This is a genomic window from Chitinophaga pendula, from assembly GCF_020386615.1.
Taxonomy (GTDB): Bacteria; Bacteroidota; Bacteroidia; order Chitinophagales; family Chitinophagaceae; genus Chitinophaga; species Chitinophaga pendula.
This window is the reverse complement of sequence record NZ_CP077769.1, coordinates 7,502,935-7,519,270: the sequence shown is the minus strand read 5'-3', so window position 1 is coordinate 7,519,270 and position 16,336 is coordinate 7,502,935. Positions and strand designations below refer to the sequence as shown.

13 protein-coding genes are annotated in these 16,336 nt (G+C 50.4%); 3 read left to right on the top strand and 10 right to left on the bottom strand.

What is annotated here, in order from left to right; translation table 11 throughout:
* Positions 1-238 precede the first annotated feature (238 nt).
* Positions 239-1,675: an alpha-L-fucosidase gene (locus KTO58_RS28465; protein ID WP_095836153.1), complete on the bottom strand. Its 1,437-nt coding sequence runs from the start codon at positions 1,673-1,675 to the stop codon at positions 239-241.
* Between the two features lie 2 nt (positions 1,676-1,677).
* Positions 1,678-4,197 (bottom strand): beta-mannosidase, encoded by a 2,520-nt coding sequence (locus KTO58_RS28460; RefSeq protein ID WP_225859967.1) that lies wholly within the window; start codon positions 4,195-4,197, stop codon positions 1,678-1,680.
* A gap of 143 nt (positions 4,198-4,340) precedes the next feature.
* On the opposite strand from KTO58_RS28460, the gene KTO58_RS28455 reads away from it, so the two are divergent.
* Entirely contained in the window at positions 4,341-4,508 is a 168-nt protein-coding gene (locus KTO58_RS28455; protein ID WP_198315079.1) for a DUF6728 family protein, read from the top strand.
* A gap of 3 nt (positions 4,509-4,511) precedes the next feature.
* Here KTO58_RS28455 and lpxB read toward each other — a convergent pair whose 3' ends face one another.
* The 6 genes from lpxB to KTO58_RS28425 form a co-directional block, all read right to left on the bottom strand.
* A complete protein-coding gene (gene lpxB, locus KTO58_RS28450) occupies positions 4,512-5,612 on the bottom strand; it encodes a lipid-A-disaccharide synthase (RefSeq protein WP_095836155.1) in 1,101 nt (366 codons plus the stop codon).
* Positions 5,613-5,735: 123 nt separating this feature from the next.
* Complete coding sequence (locus KTO58_RS28445; protein ID WP_157752691.1) at positions 5,736-6,095, bottom strand: hypothetical protein; 360 nt, start codon at positions 6,093-6,095, stop codon at positions 5,736-5,738.
* An 18-nt stretch (positions 6,096-6,113) separates the two neighbouring features.
* Complete coding sequence (gene surE, locus KTO58_RS28440; RefSeq protein WP_225859966.1) at positions 6,114-6,884, bottom strand: 5'/3'-nucleotidase SurE; 771 nt, start codon at positions 6,882-6,884, stop codon at positions 6,114-6,116.
* Between the two features lie 109 nt (positions 6,885-6,993).
* Positions 6,994-7,770 carry a DUF2705 family protein gene (locus KTO58_RS28435; RefSeq protein WP_095836158.1) on the bottom strand — a complete coding sequence of 259 codons (777 nt, stop codon included), beginning with the start codon at positions 7,768-7,770 and terminating at the stop codon, positions 6,994-6,996.
* Positions 7,770-8,663, bottom strand: a complete 894-nt coding sequence (locus tag KTO58_RS28430) for an ABC transporter ATP-binding protein (RefSeq protein WP_095836159.1) — start codon at positions 8,661-8,663, stop codon at positions 7,770-7,772. Before KTO58_RS28430 ends, KTO58_RS28435 begins: the two co-directional genes overlap by 1 nt.
* Before the next feature lie 27 nt (positions 8,664-8,690).
* Complete coding sequence (locus KTO58_RS28425; RefSeq protein WP_095836160.1) at positions 8,691-11,090, bottom strand: 3-hydroxyacyl-CoA dehydrogenase/enoyl-CoA hydratase family protein; 2,400 nt, start codon at positions 11,088-11,090, stop codon at positions 8,691-8,693.
* A 196-nt stretch (positions 11,091-11,286) separates the two neighbouring features.
* On the opposite strand from KTO58_RS28425, the gene KTO58_RS28420 reads away from it, so the two are divergent.
* Positions 11,287-12,237, top strand: coding sequence for a bifunctional helix-turn-helix transcriptional regulator/GNAT family N-acetyltransferase (locus KTO58_RS28420; RefSeq protein ID WP_095836161.1), 951 nt, complete (start codon positions 11,287-11,289; stop codon positions 12,235-12,237).
* Between the two features lie 81 nt (positions 12,238-12,318).
* Here the strand turns inward: KTO58_RS28420 and metG are convergent, their stop codons facing one another.
* Positions 12,319-14,406 carry a methionine--tRNA ligase gene (metG, locus tag KTO58_RS28415; RefSeq protein ID WP_095836162.1) on the bottom strand — a complete coding sequence of 696 codons (2,088 nt, stop codon included), beginning with the start codon at positions 14,404-14,406 and terminating at the stop codon, positions 12,319-12,321.
* A 179-nt stretch (positions 14,407-14,585) separates the two neighbouring features.
* Here metG and KTO58_RS28410 point away from each other — a divergent pair, with 179 nt between their 5' ends.
* On the top strand, positions 14,586-15,497 hold the full coding sequence (locus KTO58_RS28410; RefSeq protein ID WP_095836163.1) for a S66 peptidase family protein: 912 nt from the start codon (positions 14,586-14,588) through the stop codon (positions 15,495-15,497).
* A 33-nt stretch (positions 15,498-15,530) separates the two neighbouring features.
* On the opposite strand, the gene KTO58_RS28405 is transcribed toward KTO58_RS28410, so the two are convergent.
* Entirely contained in the window at positions 15,531-16,325 is a 795-nt protein-coding gene (locus KTO58_RS28405; protein WP_095836164.1) for an alpha/beta hydrolase, read from the bottom strand.
* Positions 16,326-16,336 lie beyond the last annotated feature (11 nt).

Here is a 16,336-nt window from a genome sequence, read left to right as displayed (position 1 = left end):
ACCTGCAATTTTGGGAATTAAAATCTTCGATTCGTTAACAAGACGTTAATAAGTAAAAAATGATTAGGTATTTTAGCGTGCGGAGTCCTTATCAGTGGCGGAAACAGACCGAAATGATAAGTAGATAACCGATATGATAAGTAGTATATCCATTCTAAAAAAGGGCCACCCTTTTTACGCGGCCGGATGGCAGGTAAAAAGGGTGGTGTGATGGCGATACTTCGGCCGTTGTTGTTTATTATTTTTCGATCGCGGAAATATGTATGGCGATCGCGTGTTGCGGTTTTATTCGTGGTGTGCTGGGAGGTAAGGTGACCATCACTTTATTTCCCTCTTTTTTCCATTTCAGGCGGGTGTTGTTGCCTAGGAGGGACAACCGGGCATTTTGTGCCGGCAGGAGGCCGTTGAAGCTGATCTGTGCTGGTAGTTGTTCGCCTTCATCCAGGAGATAGATGGCATATACGCTTCCATCTTTCTTACGGGTGAAGCAGACCTTTCCATCTTTATAGGGGGCGATGGAGCGGGTGCCGTATATGGCATCTCCGTTGGTATTCATCCAGCTGCCGATCTCTTTCATGGTGGTATAGGCAGCTTCGTGCCAGGTACCGTCGGGGCCGGGTCCGATATTGAGGAGGTAGTTACCTCCTTTGGCTACGATATCCACGAGGTTGTGGACGAGCTGTGTAACGGATTTGTATTTATCATCCGGGGAGTATGACCAGGAGCCACCCATTGTCATGCAGGTTTCCCAGGGGTAGTCCAGTGGCTTATCGGGTATTTGTTGTTCGGGCGTGCGATAGTTCTCATAAGGGCCATGCACGCTGCGATCTACCACGATGAGGCCCGGCTGATGTTTGCGAGCCATGGCGGTGATAGCTGGCATATTGATATCCTGGTCCTGGGGTGGGAGTTTGCTCCAGCTCAGTGATTCTTTGGTTTGTTGTTTCAGTGGGCGTACCCAGCCACCATCGAGCCAGAGTATTTCTACTTTACCATAGCCGGTCATCAGTTCTTCGATCTGGTTGTAGGTGAACTGTCTGAATTGTTCCCAGCGTTGGGGATATGTTTTGATATCGTAGTTAACATTCCTGTCTTTGGGTGGGAAGTAGGGCCACCAGTAGTATTCGGTATGCCAGTCGGGTTTGGAGAAATAGGCCCCGGTGTGGATACCTTCTTTGCGGAAGGCTTCGAATACGGCTTTGGTGACATCTGCGCGTGGATCTTTACTGAATGGGTTACTGGGAGCGGTGATCTTATAATCTGTTTGTTTGGTATCGAACATGCAATAGCCATCGTGATGTTTGGTGGTGAACACGAGGTACTTCATGCCTGCTTCTTTAGCGGCTTTGGCCCAGCGGGCAGGATCAAAGTTGGTGGGGTTGAAGGTACGGCCCAATGCTTCGTATTTCTGTACGTATTCGTAGTAGGGAATGCCCGCGGGTTTACGCTGTGTCCAGCCCTCATCTTCGGGGCAGAGGCTCCAGGACTCTACTACGCCCCATTGTGAGTAGGGCCCCCAGTGCATGATGAGCCCGAACTTCCAGTCCTGCCATTCTTCCAGCTTTTGTAAAACGGCCGGATCTTTCTCGGGTACATAAGGGATTTCTGCTTCCTGGGCGCAGGCGACACTGATTGTCAGGACGGTGGCAGCCAGCGTGGACCATAGTTTCTTCATGTTCAATGTTTATAAGTGTCAATCAAACTCATTACCTGTAATTGCTGTTGCGCTGCTTGTGTGGACAGTCCGGCGTGCAGGCGGATCGTTACGGGCATACCAGGCAGCAGATCGAAGTAGTTGTCGCTGAAACGGGCATCCGGATCGTCTTTCAGGGAAAGATATACGTGGCGGGCCAGTTTGTCAGTACGTAACGTTATGTATAATTCTTCCTGTTGCCGGGTGATACTAATTGCGATAGCCGGTCTTTCCAGTTGTAATGCTTTTGTACTCGCAAAGTAATGTACATTATCGCTCAGCACCTTATTGTCTTTTACCAGTTTCATATAGCATATTACCCGTGAGGTATCCGCTTTCCCCAGTAATTGGGTAGTGGGGGCGGCGTATACTTTGCTGCTGGTATTGGCGGGGATGTGCACTTGTTGTTTGTGGGTATTGATGATATGTCCCTGTATATCCATGACCGTTATTTCGAGCATGGCGGTCAGCGGTTGCAGTTCGTCTGATACGATCCAGGTATGCAGGGAGTCCTGTTGTTGTACGGCGGAGATCATTACCGGCGCGAAGGCTTTTCGTACGTAATAGTGCAGTGCCTTCCACCGTCCGAAGTAGTCGATACCGGACCAGGAGGGGCCGGGCCAGCAATCGTTGAGTTGCCAGTAGAGGGAACCCATACAATAGGGTTTGGCTTGCCGGTGTGCTTCCATGGCGATCTTCATCCCTTCTGCCTGTAGTACCTGCGACAGGTACAGGAAGGAGGGGAAGTCTTTAGGAGCGCGGTAGTCGCGTAACATATAGGTATTGATCGCCTGGTTGCCGCGGGTGGTGCTCTTTTGGTGGGAGAGCATGGACGGGGAGTAGCTGTCATTTTCGTGTTCGCCGGCAAAATGGCGAACGGTGGCTAGTTGAGGGAAGGATTGAAATCCGTATTCACTCATGAACCGGGGTATATGAGAGCGGAATGCATCGAAGGGCTCCATGCCATGCCAGACGCCCCAGTAGTGATTATCTCCTTTGGTAAAGTCTTCTTTCTTCCCCCAGTTGCTGATGGGGGAGGAATGGAAATAAAAACGGCCGGAGTCCAGAGTGGCGACCTGTTGTGGCAGTAATTCCCTGAACAGCTGTTCGTATCCTTTCAGCATACGCTCCCATTGCTGGTTGGTATATCCGTATCCCTCTTTCCAGCCCCAGTTGTTGATAGCGACACCGACCTCGTTATTGCCACACCACAAAGCGAGGCTGGGGTGGTTGCGGAGGCGGGTGATGTTATATGCTGCTTCTTCTTTTACATTTGCCAGGAATGTTTTACCGGAGGGATATAGGGTGCAGGCGAACATAAAATCCTGCCAGACGAGCATACCTTGTTCATCGGCCAGTTCGTAGAAGCGATCGTTTTCATAGCTGCCGCCCCCCCATACACGTACCATATTGAAGTTGGCAGCTTTCATATCGGCGAACAGCTGCTGGTATTTTTTGTCGCTGACGCGTGGCAGGAAGTTATCCTGGGGGATGTAGTTAGCCCCTTTCGCAAAGAGGGGGCGGCCATTTACTTCCAGGTAAAAACTTTCGCCCAGGCTGTCGGGGCGGTTGATGACCTGTATGGTACGTAATCCTATTTTCACTTCTTTTCGCGCCAGTATGCCTTTGTCATCAGATATGGTGACTTGTATTGTGTAAAGATGAGGGGTACCCCATCCGTTGGGCCACCAACGTTTGGGTTGGTTGATGGTAAACGGCAGTTGCAAAATGCCTTCGCCTTTTGAGAGGAATGTTTTCTGCTGTATGGGCCGGAAGCTATTGTCTTTGCTGGTGATCTCCACTTTGTATTTTCCTGCATCTGCGGTAAATACGGTGATGGCGGCCTGTATCTGTGCCTGTTCATCGGTGATTGACCGTTGTTGCATCCATGCATCGCGGATGGTGACTTTATCCCAGGCCCTCAGTTTTACGGGGCGCCATATGCCGCTGGTGACGAGGCGCGGGCCCCAGTCCCAGCCGTAGTGATAAGGAGCTTTGCGGGCATATACGCTGAGGGGTATATCGCTGGCATCGTTGCCAGCGGGATATATGAGTCCATCTTGCAGGAAGTTGGGCATATCGTGTTTGATCGGGCTGTAGAAGACGATGCGTAATTCATTGCGCCCTGTTCTTATGACCTCTTTCACATCGACGGTACGGCCGACGAACATGTTATTGCTTTTGAGTATATGCTGCCCATTAAGGTAGATGGCAGCGTAGGTATCAAGGCCCTGGAGTTCGAGTTCGAGGGCATCGTGTGCGGTCCAGTCTGCCGGCACATCGAAGGCGGTGCGGTATTGCCAGTCTTCTTTATCTATCCATTGTACGGCTTTCTCGTTCATGCCGACGTGTGGATCAGGAATAAGATGATGCTGCAGCAGGTCGGTGTGGATGGTGCCGGGGACGGAGGCTTTTCTCCAGCGTGTATCATCTGTACGGGAGAATTCCCAGCTATCGAGTATTTTTTCTTCGGATCGCTGCGCGGTGGCGATATGCGTCAGCATGCATAATAACAAGGAAGTGAGCCCAATTTTCCTCCAACATAACACATTGTTCATCTGTCAAAAATATATAGAAAAGGGGATTCTGCTAATATCGTTGAGGGTGTTTACGGATATGTGTGGGGTAAGGCATGTATATTTGCACTATGAAAAGTATCTGGAAACAAATACTCCGTTACCTCTATATAGGCAAGAAGGATCCGTCTGCACCCAAGACGACTTATGTAGCCATGATGCACGGGATGAACAGGATATCTATCCTGTTGTTCCTGATAGCGTTGATCATTATGATCATTAAGCTGATCCGCCGGTAGTTATTATTCAGCTATGCTGACGATGGCTTCTGCTGCGAGGCGGGAGGCTTTTTTCTCTCCCAGTTTATTCCATAGTTCGGCGTAGTCTGTTTTTATGCGCCGGCGGGTGGTTTCATCATTGAGCAGCAGTGATAGTTCTTTCAGCAGGTTTGCTTCTGTGAGGTCATGTTGTATCAATTCTTTCACTACCAGTTTGTCCATGACGAGATTAACGAGGGATATGTATTTTACTTTGATCAGTCTTTTGGCGAAGAAGTAAGATACGCTGCTGCCTTTGTAGCATACTACTTCGGGTACGCCGAAGAGGGCTGTTTCGAGGGTGGCGGTGCCGGATGTAACGAGGGCTGCTGTTGCCTGGCGCAGCAGTGGATATGTTTTGCCTTTGACGGTGGAGACGTTGGGATGGATACCGGTGAGGCTTTGCATGAAGCTATCTTCGAGGCTAGGTGCTTGTGCTACTACGAACTGGTAGTCTGGAAAATGTTTGGCCATTGTAAGCATGATAGGTAGTTTCACGCTTACTTCCTGTTTACGGCTACCGGGCAGGACGGCGATGATCTGTTTATTGGCCAATGGCGGGTCGGCTGGTTTTTCCTGTTCTGTTTTGATGACTTCCACGAGCGGGTGTCCTATGTAGTCTACTTCGAAATTCCATTTATGATAGAATTCCTGTTCGAATGGCAGGATACATAACATTTTGTCGACGCATTCGCGGATCTTTTTGACGCGGCTTTCTTTCCAGGCCCATACCTGTGGGGAGATGTAGTATACGATCTTATATCCCTGGGGGCGGGCCCATTCTGCTATGCGCAGGTTAAAGCCCGGATAGTCTATGAGGACGAGTACATCAGGCTGAAAGGCGGCGATATCCTGTTTGCACCAATCCATATTACGGAGGATGGTGCGGAGGTTGAGTACTACTTCGAGGAAGCCCATAAATGCGAGGTCGCGATAGTGTTTTACGACGTTACCGCCGGCTTGTTGCATCATATCTCCTCCCCAGCAGCGGATATCTGCGGTGGGGTCGAGTTGAATGATCTGTTTGATCAGGTTACTGCCATGAAGGTCTCCGGACGCTTCCCCTGCTATGATATAGTACTTCATCTTGCGGTCAATAATAGCTAATTAATTCTGCAAATTAATGATATATGCTGGTTGTTATAAATAAAAGCGGGCGCAGCTATCCGCATGCGCCCGCTGGTGTATGTTTTTATGCTGTGCGTTTGTTTACAGCAGTTTAAGCAGGAGTATGGTGATGGCATACAGCATGGTGACCAGGAAGATACCTTTGGCGGTGATATCTTTACGGCGTTGTGTGTACAGGTAGAATACGACGCCATTCAATACCAGGCAGATGCTGATGATCTTGGGTATCATTTGTTTGTTGGTTCTGACCGCCATCATGAAGTCGGCCCATACTACGTGGTTTGGTACGAATACCAGCAGGTAGTAGAGGAAGAAGCCTATGATGGGAGTGATAAGGCCCAAAATGATTCCTAATATGAGATTATCTTTCTTTAGCATGAGCAATACAGATAAGCGGCGATTGGATGGCGTGAAGAGAGAATTCGTTTTATTGCTGACCATAGTGATGTATTAAATGGATTATTTCCACTCTTTCTCCAGGTGTTCTTTCATTTTATAGTGGGTGAGATCGAACTGTACGGGAACGAGGGAGGCATAGTTATTCTCCAGTGCCCATACGTCGGTATCTTGACCGTTATCGCGGTTTCTGAACTCTCCTGTGAGCCAGTAGTATTTTTTGCCATGCGGATCTCTTCTTTCGTCGAACTCTTCGACCCATTTGGCGTCTGCCTGCCTGCATATTTTGATGCCTTTAAATTCTTCGGCGGAGGCCATGGGGATGTTGACATTAAACAAGGTGCCGGGAGGGTAGTTATTTTCCAGCATGCGGGAAGTGACTGAAGCGGCTACTTGTTTGGGTATGGAGAAGTCGGCATCGAAGCTATAGTCGAGGAAGCTGAAGCCTACGGAGGGGATGCCTTCTATAGCTGCTTCCATGGCGGCGGACATGGTACCGGAGTAGATGATATTGATGGAATGATTAGCTCCATGATTGATACCACTTACGCAGATATCGGGCAGGCGATGGAGTATTTTATCGCGGGCTAGTTTTACGCAATCTACGGGAGTACCGGAGCATTGCCATGCTTCTATGCCTTCGAATATATCTACCTGATTCAACCTGAGGGGAACGCCGATGGTGATGGCATGTCCTTTTCCTGATTGGGGGCTATCGGGAGCTACTACTACGACTTTGCCCAGGGGGCTTACTGCTTCGATCAATGCACGTATACCCGGCGCCGTTACTCCATCATCGTTTGTTACCAGTATGATCCTTTCTTTATCTGTCACTTGTATTCTTTTTCTTTCTATAACAAATTTAACATCTATCCAATAGAATCCCGTTTAAAAGTATGTTAAGGGCAGCAGATATCGGGCCAAGTATGCTATCTGCTGGGGCTCAGAGGTCTGCACGTTGCATCCTGCGAAAAGCGATCCAGAGGAAGACGGCCAGGTAGATGATGAGGGCGGCCATGTATACTCCATCCTGGTAACGGGGGGTGGGGATGAACTTGTCGATGACCGGGAAGGGTAGCAGTTCGTCGCCGGCTTGCAGGGGGAGTAGTCCACCAGGTTGTCCGACTATTCTTTTAACGATGACCACCAAAATCTGTTCGATGACAAAGCAGTATGCCAGGTAGAGGACGATGGCCAGGCCTGCTCTTTTGATGAGTAATGCGATGAGCAGGGCGATACTGAGTGATACCAGCAGCTGTAGGGTATAGAAAGCCATGTATTGCATGGATTCCAGGCTCAGTGGGTGAGTGCCATAAGCCAGGCCGAAGCCTGCGGCGGTGGCGAGGGCTATGAGGAGTGCTATAGCGGTGAGTATTCCGATCCAGTATACTTTGCCCCATACGAAATCCCGGCGTTCCATGCCATCGATGATATGCTGACGGTGTGTGCGATAGGTAAATTCGTTGGTAATGAGGATGACGAGGAGCAGGCCGAACAGTATATTCACGAAGCTGCTGACGTTGGCGACGGTTTGCCATACCAGCGGGAAGTCGTAGGGGTTCTGCAGGATGAGGCCCTGGGCTTTTTGGAGCATTTGGTCGGTGACGTTATGCACAACGTAGTTGGTGGCGGGTATGATGGCGCAGCTGAGGAATAACAGTATCCAGAAGGTGCGATAATGCTTTACTTTCTGCCATTCTATGCTGAGGAGATTTTTCATTACGACTGGGTATTAGTGAGTTCGAGGAATGCGGTTTCCAGGCTTTTGCGGCGTATCTGGAGGTGGGAGAGCCAGATACCCTGTTCTGCGCAATATTGATTGAGGGCGGCCGCGGAGAGTGTCTGTTTAAAATTGACCTGCAGGACGGCACCATTTATTCTGACGGCGGTGACGGCCGGATGTTGAAGTAAGGTGGTCTGTAGTGCGGACAGATCGGCGGCGGCTATTTCTGCGAAGTCTTCCCTGGCCATGACCTCGTTTACGGCGCCGGACAGCAGTAGTTGTCCTTTGCGGAGGATGGCGACATGTGAGCAGACTTTTTCTACTTCATCGAGGAGGTGGCTGGCCATGATGATGGTCTTGCCGCTTTCAGCGAGGCGTTGTATCAGTTCTCTGACTTCGGCGATCCCTACGGGGTCGAGGCCGTTGGTGGGTTCGTCGAGGATGAGTACCTGGGGATCTCCGAGCAGGGCGGCGGCGATGGCGAGGCGTTGTTTCATCCCGAGGGAGTACGTTTTGAATGCAGACTGCTGGCGGGCGGTGAGGCCAGCCAGTTCGAGTACTCTGGGGATGTCAGTTTCGTTTCTTTGTTTTACGAGCGCGGCGATGCGGAGGTTCTGGTATCCGGAGAGGTAGTGATAGAAGTTGGCTGTTTCCAGCAGGGTACCGATCTGGCGGCGTTGGGTGGCGGAGCCCTGCTGGCCGAACAAGGTGAAAGAGCCCTGGTCTGCTTTCAGTACGTCGGTGATGATACCCAGCAGGGTGGTCTTACCACTGCCGTTGGGCCCCAGTATGCCGAATACGGCACCTGACGGGACTTCAAACGATACGTCTGACAGTGCCTGTACGGGACCGTATCGTTTGGAGATGTTGTGGAGGGATAAAATTGACAATCTTGTAAGTTTTAGTTTATCAGGAATTTAGTTGCGTATGGGTTTGCCATTGGTCAGCACGCTTTGCATCCGTTCCAGGGATTTAGGTTCGGTGCATAAGCTGAGTACGGCTTCTCTTTCGAGATCGAGGAGGTACTGTTCGCTGACGCGGGATGGTTCGCTGAGGTCGCCGCCGCACATGACATAGGCGAGTTTGCCTGCTACTTTAGCATCATGTTCGGAGATATACCTGCCGGTGAGCATGCCGTTGATCCCTGCCAGCAGGGCGCCCAGGGCGCTACGGCCTAATACTTTGATATCTTTTCTTTCCAGCGGGCGGGTATATCCCTCGTTGGCCAGTGCGATGGCGCTGTTTTTGGCTTCGGCGATGAGGCGATGTTGGTTCATGGTGATCTCATCGCGGCCTTTGCGCAGTATGTTCATGCCGAACCCTTCGTGTGCGGAGGTGCTGACTTTGGCGGTGGCGATGGTCATGAAGTAGTCTTTAAGCGGTTCTTCTTCGATGCGGCCCTCTTTAAATTCGTCGCTGGCGCGCAGTGTCAGTTCTTTGCTACCGCCACCACCGGGGATGATGCCGATACCCATTTCTACCAGCCCGATGTAAGTTTCTGCGGCTGCCTGGACTTTATCGGCATGCAAGCTCATTTCGCAGCCACCACCGATGGTGAGGCCATGGGCGGCGAGTACGACGGGGATGTCGGAATAGCGGATGCGCATGGTGGTTTGCTGGAACCAGCGGATGGCTTTGTCCAGGTCTTCGTATTGCTGGCCGGAGGCCAGTGAGAACATCATGTTTACGTCGGCGCCGGCGCTGAAGTTGGCGCCATCATTGCCGATAACGAGGCCACGGAAATCGCGTTCTGCTATATCTATGGCTTTGTTGACCCCTTCAAGTACGGCTGCGCCGATGGTGTTCATCTTTGTTTTCCAGTCTATGCAGGCGGTGCCATCGCCCAGGTCGTATAGGCGGCAGGCGTTATTTTGCCATACGGTATTTGCTGCGCGGTTTTCGAGTATGATGAAAGACGCTGTGCCCGGTATTGTTTTATAAGTGGCCGTGGCCGGATCGTAGTATTGTTTGCTCCCATTTTCGATCTTGTAGAAGGTATTATGTCCTTTTTCCAGCATGGTTTTGACCCAGGGGGCTACTCCCCTACCCGATTCGTCGGCGGCCCGGATACCGGTATCTATCCCGATGAGATCCCAAGTTTCGAAAGGGCCTATTTCCCATCCGAAACCTGCTTTCATGGCATCATCCACCTTGTAGATATCATCTGCGGTAGCAGGGATACGGAAAGATATATACGAAAACAGGTAAGCGTGGAATAAGCGGTAGAACTCACCGGCTTTATCTGTGGCTGCGGACAGCAGGCGGATGCGTTCTTTAAGATCTTCGATGGCTTTGGCAGCGCTGATGGATTCGAAGCGGGCCTTTTGTTTAGGCCCGTATTCCATGGTCTGCAGGTTGAGTGTTAGTATCTCTTTACCGGTATTTCCTTTGACCTTTTTATAAAATCCCTGTCCTGTTTTGTCGCCCAGCCAGTTGTTGGTTACTACCTGTTGCAGGAAGGCAGGGATGTTAAAGATATCTCTGGCTTCGTCTTCGGGACTATTTTCCGAGACGCCTTTGGCCACTCTTACGAGGGTATCGATGCCTACTACGTCGGCGGTGCGGAAGGTGGCTGATTTGGGTCTGCCGATGATGGGTCCTGTGAGCAGGTCGATCTCATCGATAGCCAGTGCCATTTCTTCCATGATGTGGAAGATGGCCATGATAGAAAATACGCCGATCCTATTGGCGATGAAGGCTGGTGTATCTTTACAGAGAACTGTGGTTTTGCCTAGGAACAGGTCGCCGTATTCCATGAGGAAGTTGACTATTTCCGGGTCGGTATATGTTGTGGGAATGATTTCCAGCAGGCGGAGATATCTGGGTGGATTGAAGAAATGGGTGCCGCAGAAATGTTTTTTAAAGTCTTCGCTGCGGCCGTCGGTCATCAGGTGGATGGGGATACCGGAGGTATTGGAAGTGATGAGGGTACCCGGGCGGCGATGTTGTTCTACCTGTTCGAACACTTTGCTTTTGATCTCGAGGTTTTCCACTACCACTTCTATGATCCAGTCGCATCCGGCGATGCGGTGCATATCGTCTGTGAAGTTGCCGGTATGTATCTGCCTGATGGCCTCTTTGCTGAATACGGGGGAAGGGTTGGCTTTCAAGGTCGCTTGCAGGGCGTCGTTGACGATGCGGTTCTTTACGGCGGGGTTGTCTAGTGTGGCACCTTTAGCCTGTTCTGCCGGGGTTAATTCTTTTGGCTGGATATCGAGGAGGAGGACTTGTACACCGATGCCTGCGAAATGGCAGGCGATGCGGGAGCCCATTACTCCGGAACCCAATACGGCCACTTTGTTGATATGTCTCTTCATAGCATAGCCAGTTGATAGGTGTAAATGAAGCTTGAATTTAAGGTTTTTTGGCGGTGATCTGTTATAGATGGATTAAAAGAATGTAAAATATAAAAATATCTACCGGACAAGGTAAGTATGTGGAATTCAAGATGGATTTTGAAATATGTAGTCAACTACGTAGTTTTGAACCTAAATAAAGCAGACGGCACATTATATGGAAGAAAATGTAATTACGAGTTCGGGGGTATTGGCGATATCGACGCGGTTGCAGCGGTTGAGTGATCAGTTGCGGAAGGACGGTCAGCTGATCTACCAGCATTTCGGGGTAGATTTTGAGCCGAAGTGGTTTCCGGTGATTTATACGTTGATGCACCGGTCGCCGTTGAGTGTATTGGAGTTGGCGAATGAGATTGGTTATGCGCATCCGTCGACGATCAGTTTGCTGAAAGAGCTGGAGAAGCAGAAGCTGATCCGGTCGGTGGCTGACAAGACGGATTCGAGGAAGCGGCTGGTGAAGCTGACGCCGAAGGCGCAGGAATTAGTAGAGCGGATGAAGCCGGTATGGGACAAGATCGTTACTGCTTTACAAACGATTACTGACACTAATAATAATCTTATGAAAGCGATTGCGGAGACAGAGCAGGAGCTGGCGAAGAAGAGTTTTTTCAGCCGGGCTACCGAGGTGGATCAATTGCCCACCCATCAGCAGGTATCTATTGTGGATTATTCGGATCGTTACCGGGAGGCCTTTAAGGCGTTGAACCTGGCGTGGATTTCGAAGGCATTTACGGTCGAGCAGACGGATATGGATGTGTTGAGTGATCCGGAGCAGCTGATATTGCAGGATGGCGGAGCGATCTTGCTGGCGGTGTATGCGGATGAGGTGGTAGGTACCTGTGCGCTGAAATATGCGGGGCCGGGGGTGTATGAGATGACGAAGATGACGGTAGATGAGCGTATGCGTGGGCGTAATATCGGGTTGAAGCTGGGGATGGCGATTATTGACAAGGGTAAGCAGCTGAAAGCTAAAAAGATCATTTTGTATTCCAATACGCAGGGCTCTGCGGTGGCGGTGAACCTGTACAAGAAGTTAGGATTCATTACGATACCGCTGGACGGGGGCGTGTATGCGCGCGCGGATATTAAGATGGAGTTGGAGTTGTGACCGGCAGCGGTTTTATTAAAAAAGCAGGGGGGATACGACTGGTCGTATCCCCCCTGCTTTTTATGTTTGTTGTATACGTTATCAGCTTACGCCGCTCCCCGGTGTTACTGCGGTGGCGGGGTTAACAAATATGAGTTTACCATTGTCTTCTGCCATGAGGATCATGCCTTGGCTTTCGATGCCTCTCATTTTGCGCGGGGCGAGGTTGGCGACGAGTGTTACCTGTTGGCCGATGATCTCTTCCGGTTTGAAGTGCATGGCGATACCGGATACGACGGTTCGTTTTTCGGTGCCGATGTCGACCAGTAGTTTAAGCAGTTTATCTGCTTTTTCCACTTTGGTTGCTTCGAGGATGGTACCTACGCGGAGGTCGAGTTTGGCGAAGTCGTCGTATTGTATTTCCGGTTTGGGCGGTGCTGGTTCTGCTGCTGCGGGTGTTGCTAGCGCCGGAGCGGCTGCTTCTGTTGCTTTTTTGAGGCCGGCATGCAGTTTTTCCACCTGTGCTTTTACCTGGTCGTCTTCGATCTTTTTGAAGAGGAGTTCAGGTGGGCGGAGGGAGTATCCTACGCTAAGGAGTTTGAGGCTGCCGGCATTTTCCCAATCCAGTACGCGGTCTACCACTTTGAGCATGTGGCAGATCTTCTGTGCGGTGAAGGGGAAGAACGGGTTGCAGAAGATGGCCAGGTTGGCGGTAAGTTGCAGGCAGAGATGCAGGCAGTTATCTATCTGCTGTTGATTTTCGGCCTGGGACTCTGGTGTTTTGGCCAGTATCCACGGTTGTTTTTCCTGGAGATATTTGTTGCCTTCGCGGGCGACGTTCATCATTTCTGAGAGGGCGTCGCGGAAGCGGAAGTTTTCGAGGGCTTCTTCGATTTTCGTTTTACCGTTCCGGAGGGCATTGAGCAGTTGGTCGTCCTTGTCATCTTTGATATCGATGTGGAAGGGCGGTACTTTGCCCCCGCAGAGTTTGTGCATGAGCACCATGGTACGGTTGACGAAGTTGCCGAATATGGCTACCAGTTCGTTGTTATTACGATCCTGGAAATCTTTCCAGGTGAAGTCGTTGTCTTTTGTTTCGGGGGCGGTGCTACAGAGTACGTACCGAAGGACATCCTGTTGATCGGGGAAGTCTTTTACGTATTCGTGTACCCATACGGCCCAATTGCGGGAGGTGGATACTTTTTCGCCTTCGATATTGAGGAATTCGTTGGCGGGTACGTTTTCCGGCAGTACGAATCCGCCATGGGCCTTTAGCATGGCTGGGAATATCACACAGTGGAATACGATATTGTCTTTACCGATGAAGTGTACGAGTTTGGTATCATCTTTACACCAGTAGTCGGCCCAGTCGGGTGTCAGTTCTTTGGTAGCGGAGATATATCCGATGGGGGCATCGAACCATACGTAGAGTACTTTACCCTCGGCGTCGGGGAGTGGAACTTTAACACCCCATGAGCTGTCGCGGGTCATGGCGCGGCTTTGGAGGCCGTTGTCGATCCAGCTTTTACACTGACCGTACACGTTATTTTTCCATTCTTTATGGCCTTCCAGCAGCCATTCTTTGAGCCAGGGCTCATAGTTCTGGAGGGGCATGTACCAATGTTTGGTTTTGCGTTTGACGGGGGTGGCATCGCTGAGAGCGGAGCGTGGGTTGATCAGTTCGTCGGGGCTGAGGGAGCTACCGCAGCGTTCGCACTGGTCGCCATAGGCGCGATCGTTACCACATTTAGGGCAGGTACCGATGATATAGCGATCGGCGAGGAATACATTTTTCACTTCGTCGTAGTATTGTTCGCTTTCTTTTACATCGAAGCGGCCATCGTCGTACATCTTTTTGAAGAAGGCGGCGGCGGTTTCGTGGTGTATCTGCCTGGAGGTACGGGAGAATATATCAAAGGAGATCCCCATATCGGAGAAGCTCTCGTTGATGATCTTGTAATACTTGTCTACGATGTCCTGGGGGGATACGTTTTCCTGCATGGCTTTGATGGTGATGGGAACGCCATGTTCGTCGGTACCACCGATAAATTTCACATCGGCCTTGCGGGCGCGTAAATACCGCACGTAAATGTCCGCAGGCAGGTAGCAGCCAGCCAGATGGCCTATATGAACGGGTCCATTGGCGTATGGTAATGCTGCCGTAATTAAATATCTATTAAATTTTGCCATGCTATCTTAAAGAATGCTTAAATAAAATTATTTACTAGTACAGGTGTTGGAATGTATAAAACTATTTATCAACTTAGCCCTGTAAACTCCTGGTTATAAATGAACGGTATCTGTTTGTCATACCATTTCTTCACTGCCAGTGGCTTAATAATCAGCAAAGGTAACTAAAGCAACGTATAATGAAAATTCCACCATACCTCAAAAAAGGGGATCTGATAGGCGTGACGTGTTCCAGCAGTAAAATGGAGTTGCAGGCAGCGGAGTATGCTGCTGAGGTGTTGAGTTCCTGGGGGTTCCAGGTGCATCTGGGGATTACGGTAGGGACAAGCTTTCACAATTTTTCCGCGCCGGATGAGTTGCGGCTGGAGGAGTTGCAGGACATGCTGGATGATCCGAGTATCAAAGCGATCGTATTTGGTCGTGGCGGGTATGGTCTGGTTTGCCTGCTGGACAAGCTGGACTTTACGAAGTTCCGGAAGCATCCTAAATGGCTTTGTGGCTACAGTGATGTGACTACTTTACACGCTCATATTCAGCAGCGGTATGGCATTCCTACTTTACACTCGGTGATGTGTAGTGGTATTAAGCCGGAGACTGCGGAGAACAAATATGTGGACAGTCTGCGGCTGGCCTTGAAAGGGAATGCATATAAATACAGTTTTGCGCCACATGAGCTGAACCGGACGGGTGAAGCCAGCGGTATCCTTACCGGAGGCAATTTGTGTTTGTTGGCGAACCTGTCTGGTACGCGTTCGCAGGTGGATACTAAGGGTAAGATATTATTACTGGAGGATATCGGTGAGTACCGGTACAATGTGGACCGGATGATGTATAATCTGAAGCGGGCCGGATGGCTGGATAAGCTGGCGGGGTTGGTGGTAGGAACATTTACGGATGGCCAGGAGACGGTGACACCTTTTGGTCAGACGGAGTATGAGATCATTCATAATATTGTAAAGGACTATAAATATCCTGTGTGTTACGGATTCCCTTCCGGTCACCAGGTAGAGAATTATACGCTGATGCTTGGCGCCCGCCATCATCTGAAGGTAGGTGAGCGTACCGGTGTGTTACAGCTGCACAAATCGTAGTGCGGTGGTTACACGCCGGTACACCGGCTATTGTTACTGTAGTATTTCCTTTATGCGCTGCTGATACTGCGGCGTTGTTGCCAGGTCGTTATGATGGCCATGCTGAATGGTAACGAATGTATCTCCCTTTTTAAAGAATTGTTCCAATTGTTTTCCTGAGGAGTAGGGAACGGTGTGATCGTCTGTGCCATGGAAAATGGTGACGGGCGCCGTTACCTTGGGCAGGTATTGGTAGGTGGGGAACCGGTATTGCAGCAGGAGGCTATATGGGTAGAAGGGAGCGAAGTGTCCGGCTACGTCATCTACGCTATAGTAGGGAGCTTCGAGTACGAGGGATCTACAATCTCTGACGGCGGCCAGCTGGGCGGCGACGCCGGTGCCGAGGGAGCGGCCGTAGAGGATGATCTTACCCGGTTCGAAGCGTTTGCGAGCGATATCATACATGAGCAGGGCATCGGTATATATTCCCTCTTCTGTGAGGGTACCGGTGCTTTTGCCGAAGGTGCGGTAGTCCATCATGAGCACATCGTATCCGGCTTTGGTGAAGTCGGTGGTACGATCGGCGTACCAGTTGATATTGCGGGCATTGCCATGGAAGTAGAGTAATATTCCTTTGGGCTGTGCGGCTTTGAAGAGGACGGCGCTGAGTTGTTCTTTTTTATTGACCGGGATGCGAATTTCTTCGAACGGCTCTTTGAACCGGAAGGTATAGTTGGCCGGCAGGCCTTCCGGGTGGAAGATCAATGTTTCCTGGAAGGCATAGATACCTATTCCTACCAGTATATAAAAGGCGATCATCCAATATAACAGTACACGGAATCTGCGCATTGGAGCAGGAT

What these genes read in the sequence shown, in the direction of transcription:
- KTO58_RS28465 (WP_095836153.1), bottom strand. Translation starts at nt 1,675, where the DNA reads ATGAAGAAACTATGGTCCACGCTGGCTGCCACCGTCCTGACAATCAGT.
- KTO58_RS28460 (WP_225859967.1), bottom strand. Translation starts at nt 4,197, where the DNA reads ATGCTGACGCATATCGCCACCGCGCAGCGATCCGAAGAAAAAATACTC.
- KTO58_RS28455 (WP_198315079.1), top strand. Translation starts at nt 4,341, where the DNA reads ATGAAAAGTATCTGGAAACAAATACTCCGTTACCTCTATATAGGCAAG.
- lpxB (WP_095836155.1), bottom strand. Translation starts at nt 5,612, where the DNA reads ATGAAGTACTATATCATAGCAGGGGAAGCGTCCGGAGACCTTCATGGC.
- KTO58_RS28445 (WP_157752691.1), bottom strand. Translation starts at nt 6,095, where the DNA reads ATGGTCAGCAATAAAACGAATTCTCTCTTCACGCCATCCAATCGCCGC.
- KTO58_RS28435 (WP_095836158.1), bottom strand. Translation starts at nt 7,770, where the DNA reads ATGAAAAATCTCCTCAGCATAGAATGGCAGAAAGTAAAGCATTATCGC.
- KTO58_RS28425 (WP_095836160.1), bottom strand. Translation starts at nt 11,090, where the DNA reads ATGAAGAGACATATCAACAAAGTGGCCGTATTGGGTTCCGGAGTAATG.
- KTO58_RS28420 (WP_095836161.1), top strand. Translation starts at nt 11,287, where the DNA reads ATGGAAGAAAATGTAATTACGAGTTCGGGGGTATTGGCGATATCGACG.
- metG (WP_095836162.1), bottom strand. Translation starts at nt 14,406, where the DNA reads ATGGCAAAATTTAATAGATATTTAATTACGGCAGCATTACCATACGCC.
- KTO58_RS28410 (WP_095836163.1), top strand. Translation starts at nt 14,586, where the DNA reads ATGAAAATTCCACCATACCTCAAAAAAGGGGATCTGATAGGCGTGACG.
- KTO58_RS28405 (WP_095836164.1), bottom strand. Translation starts at nt 16,325, where the DNA reads ATGCGCAGATTCCGTGTACTGTTATATTGGATGATCGCCTTTTATATA.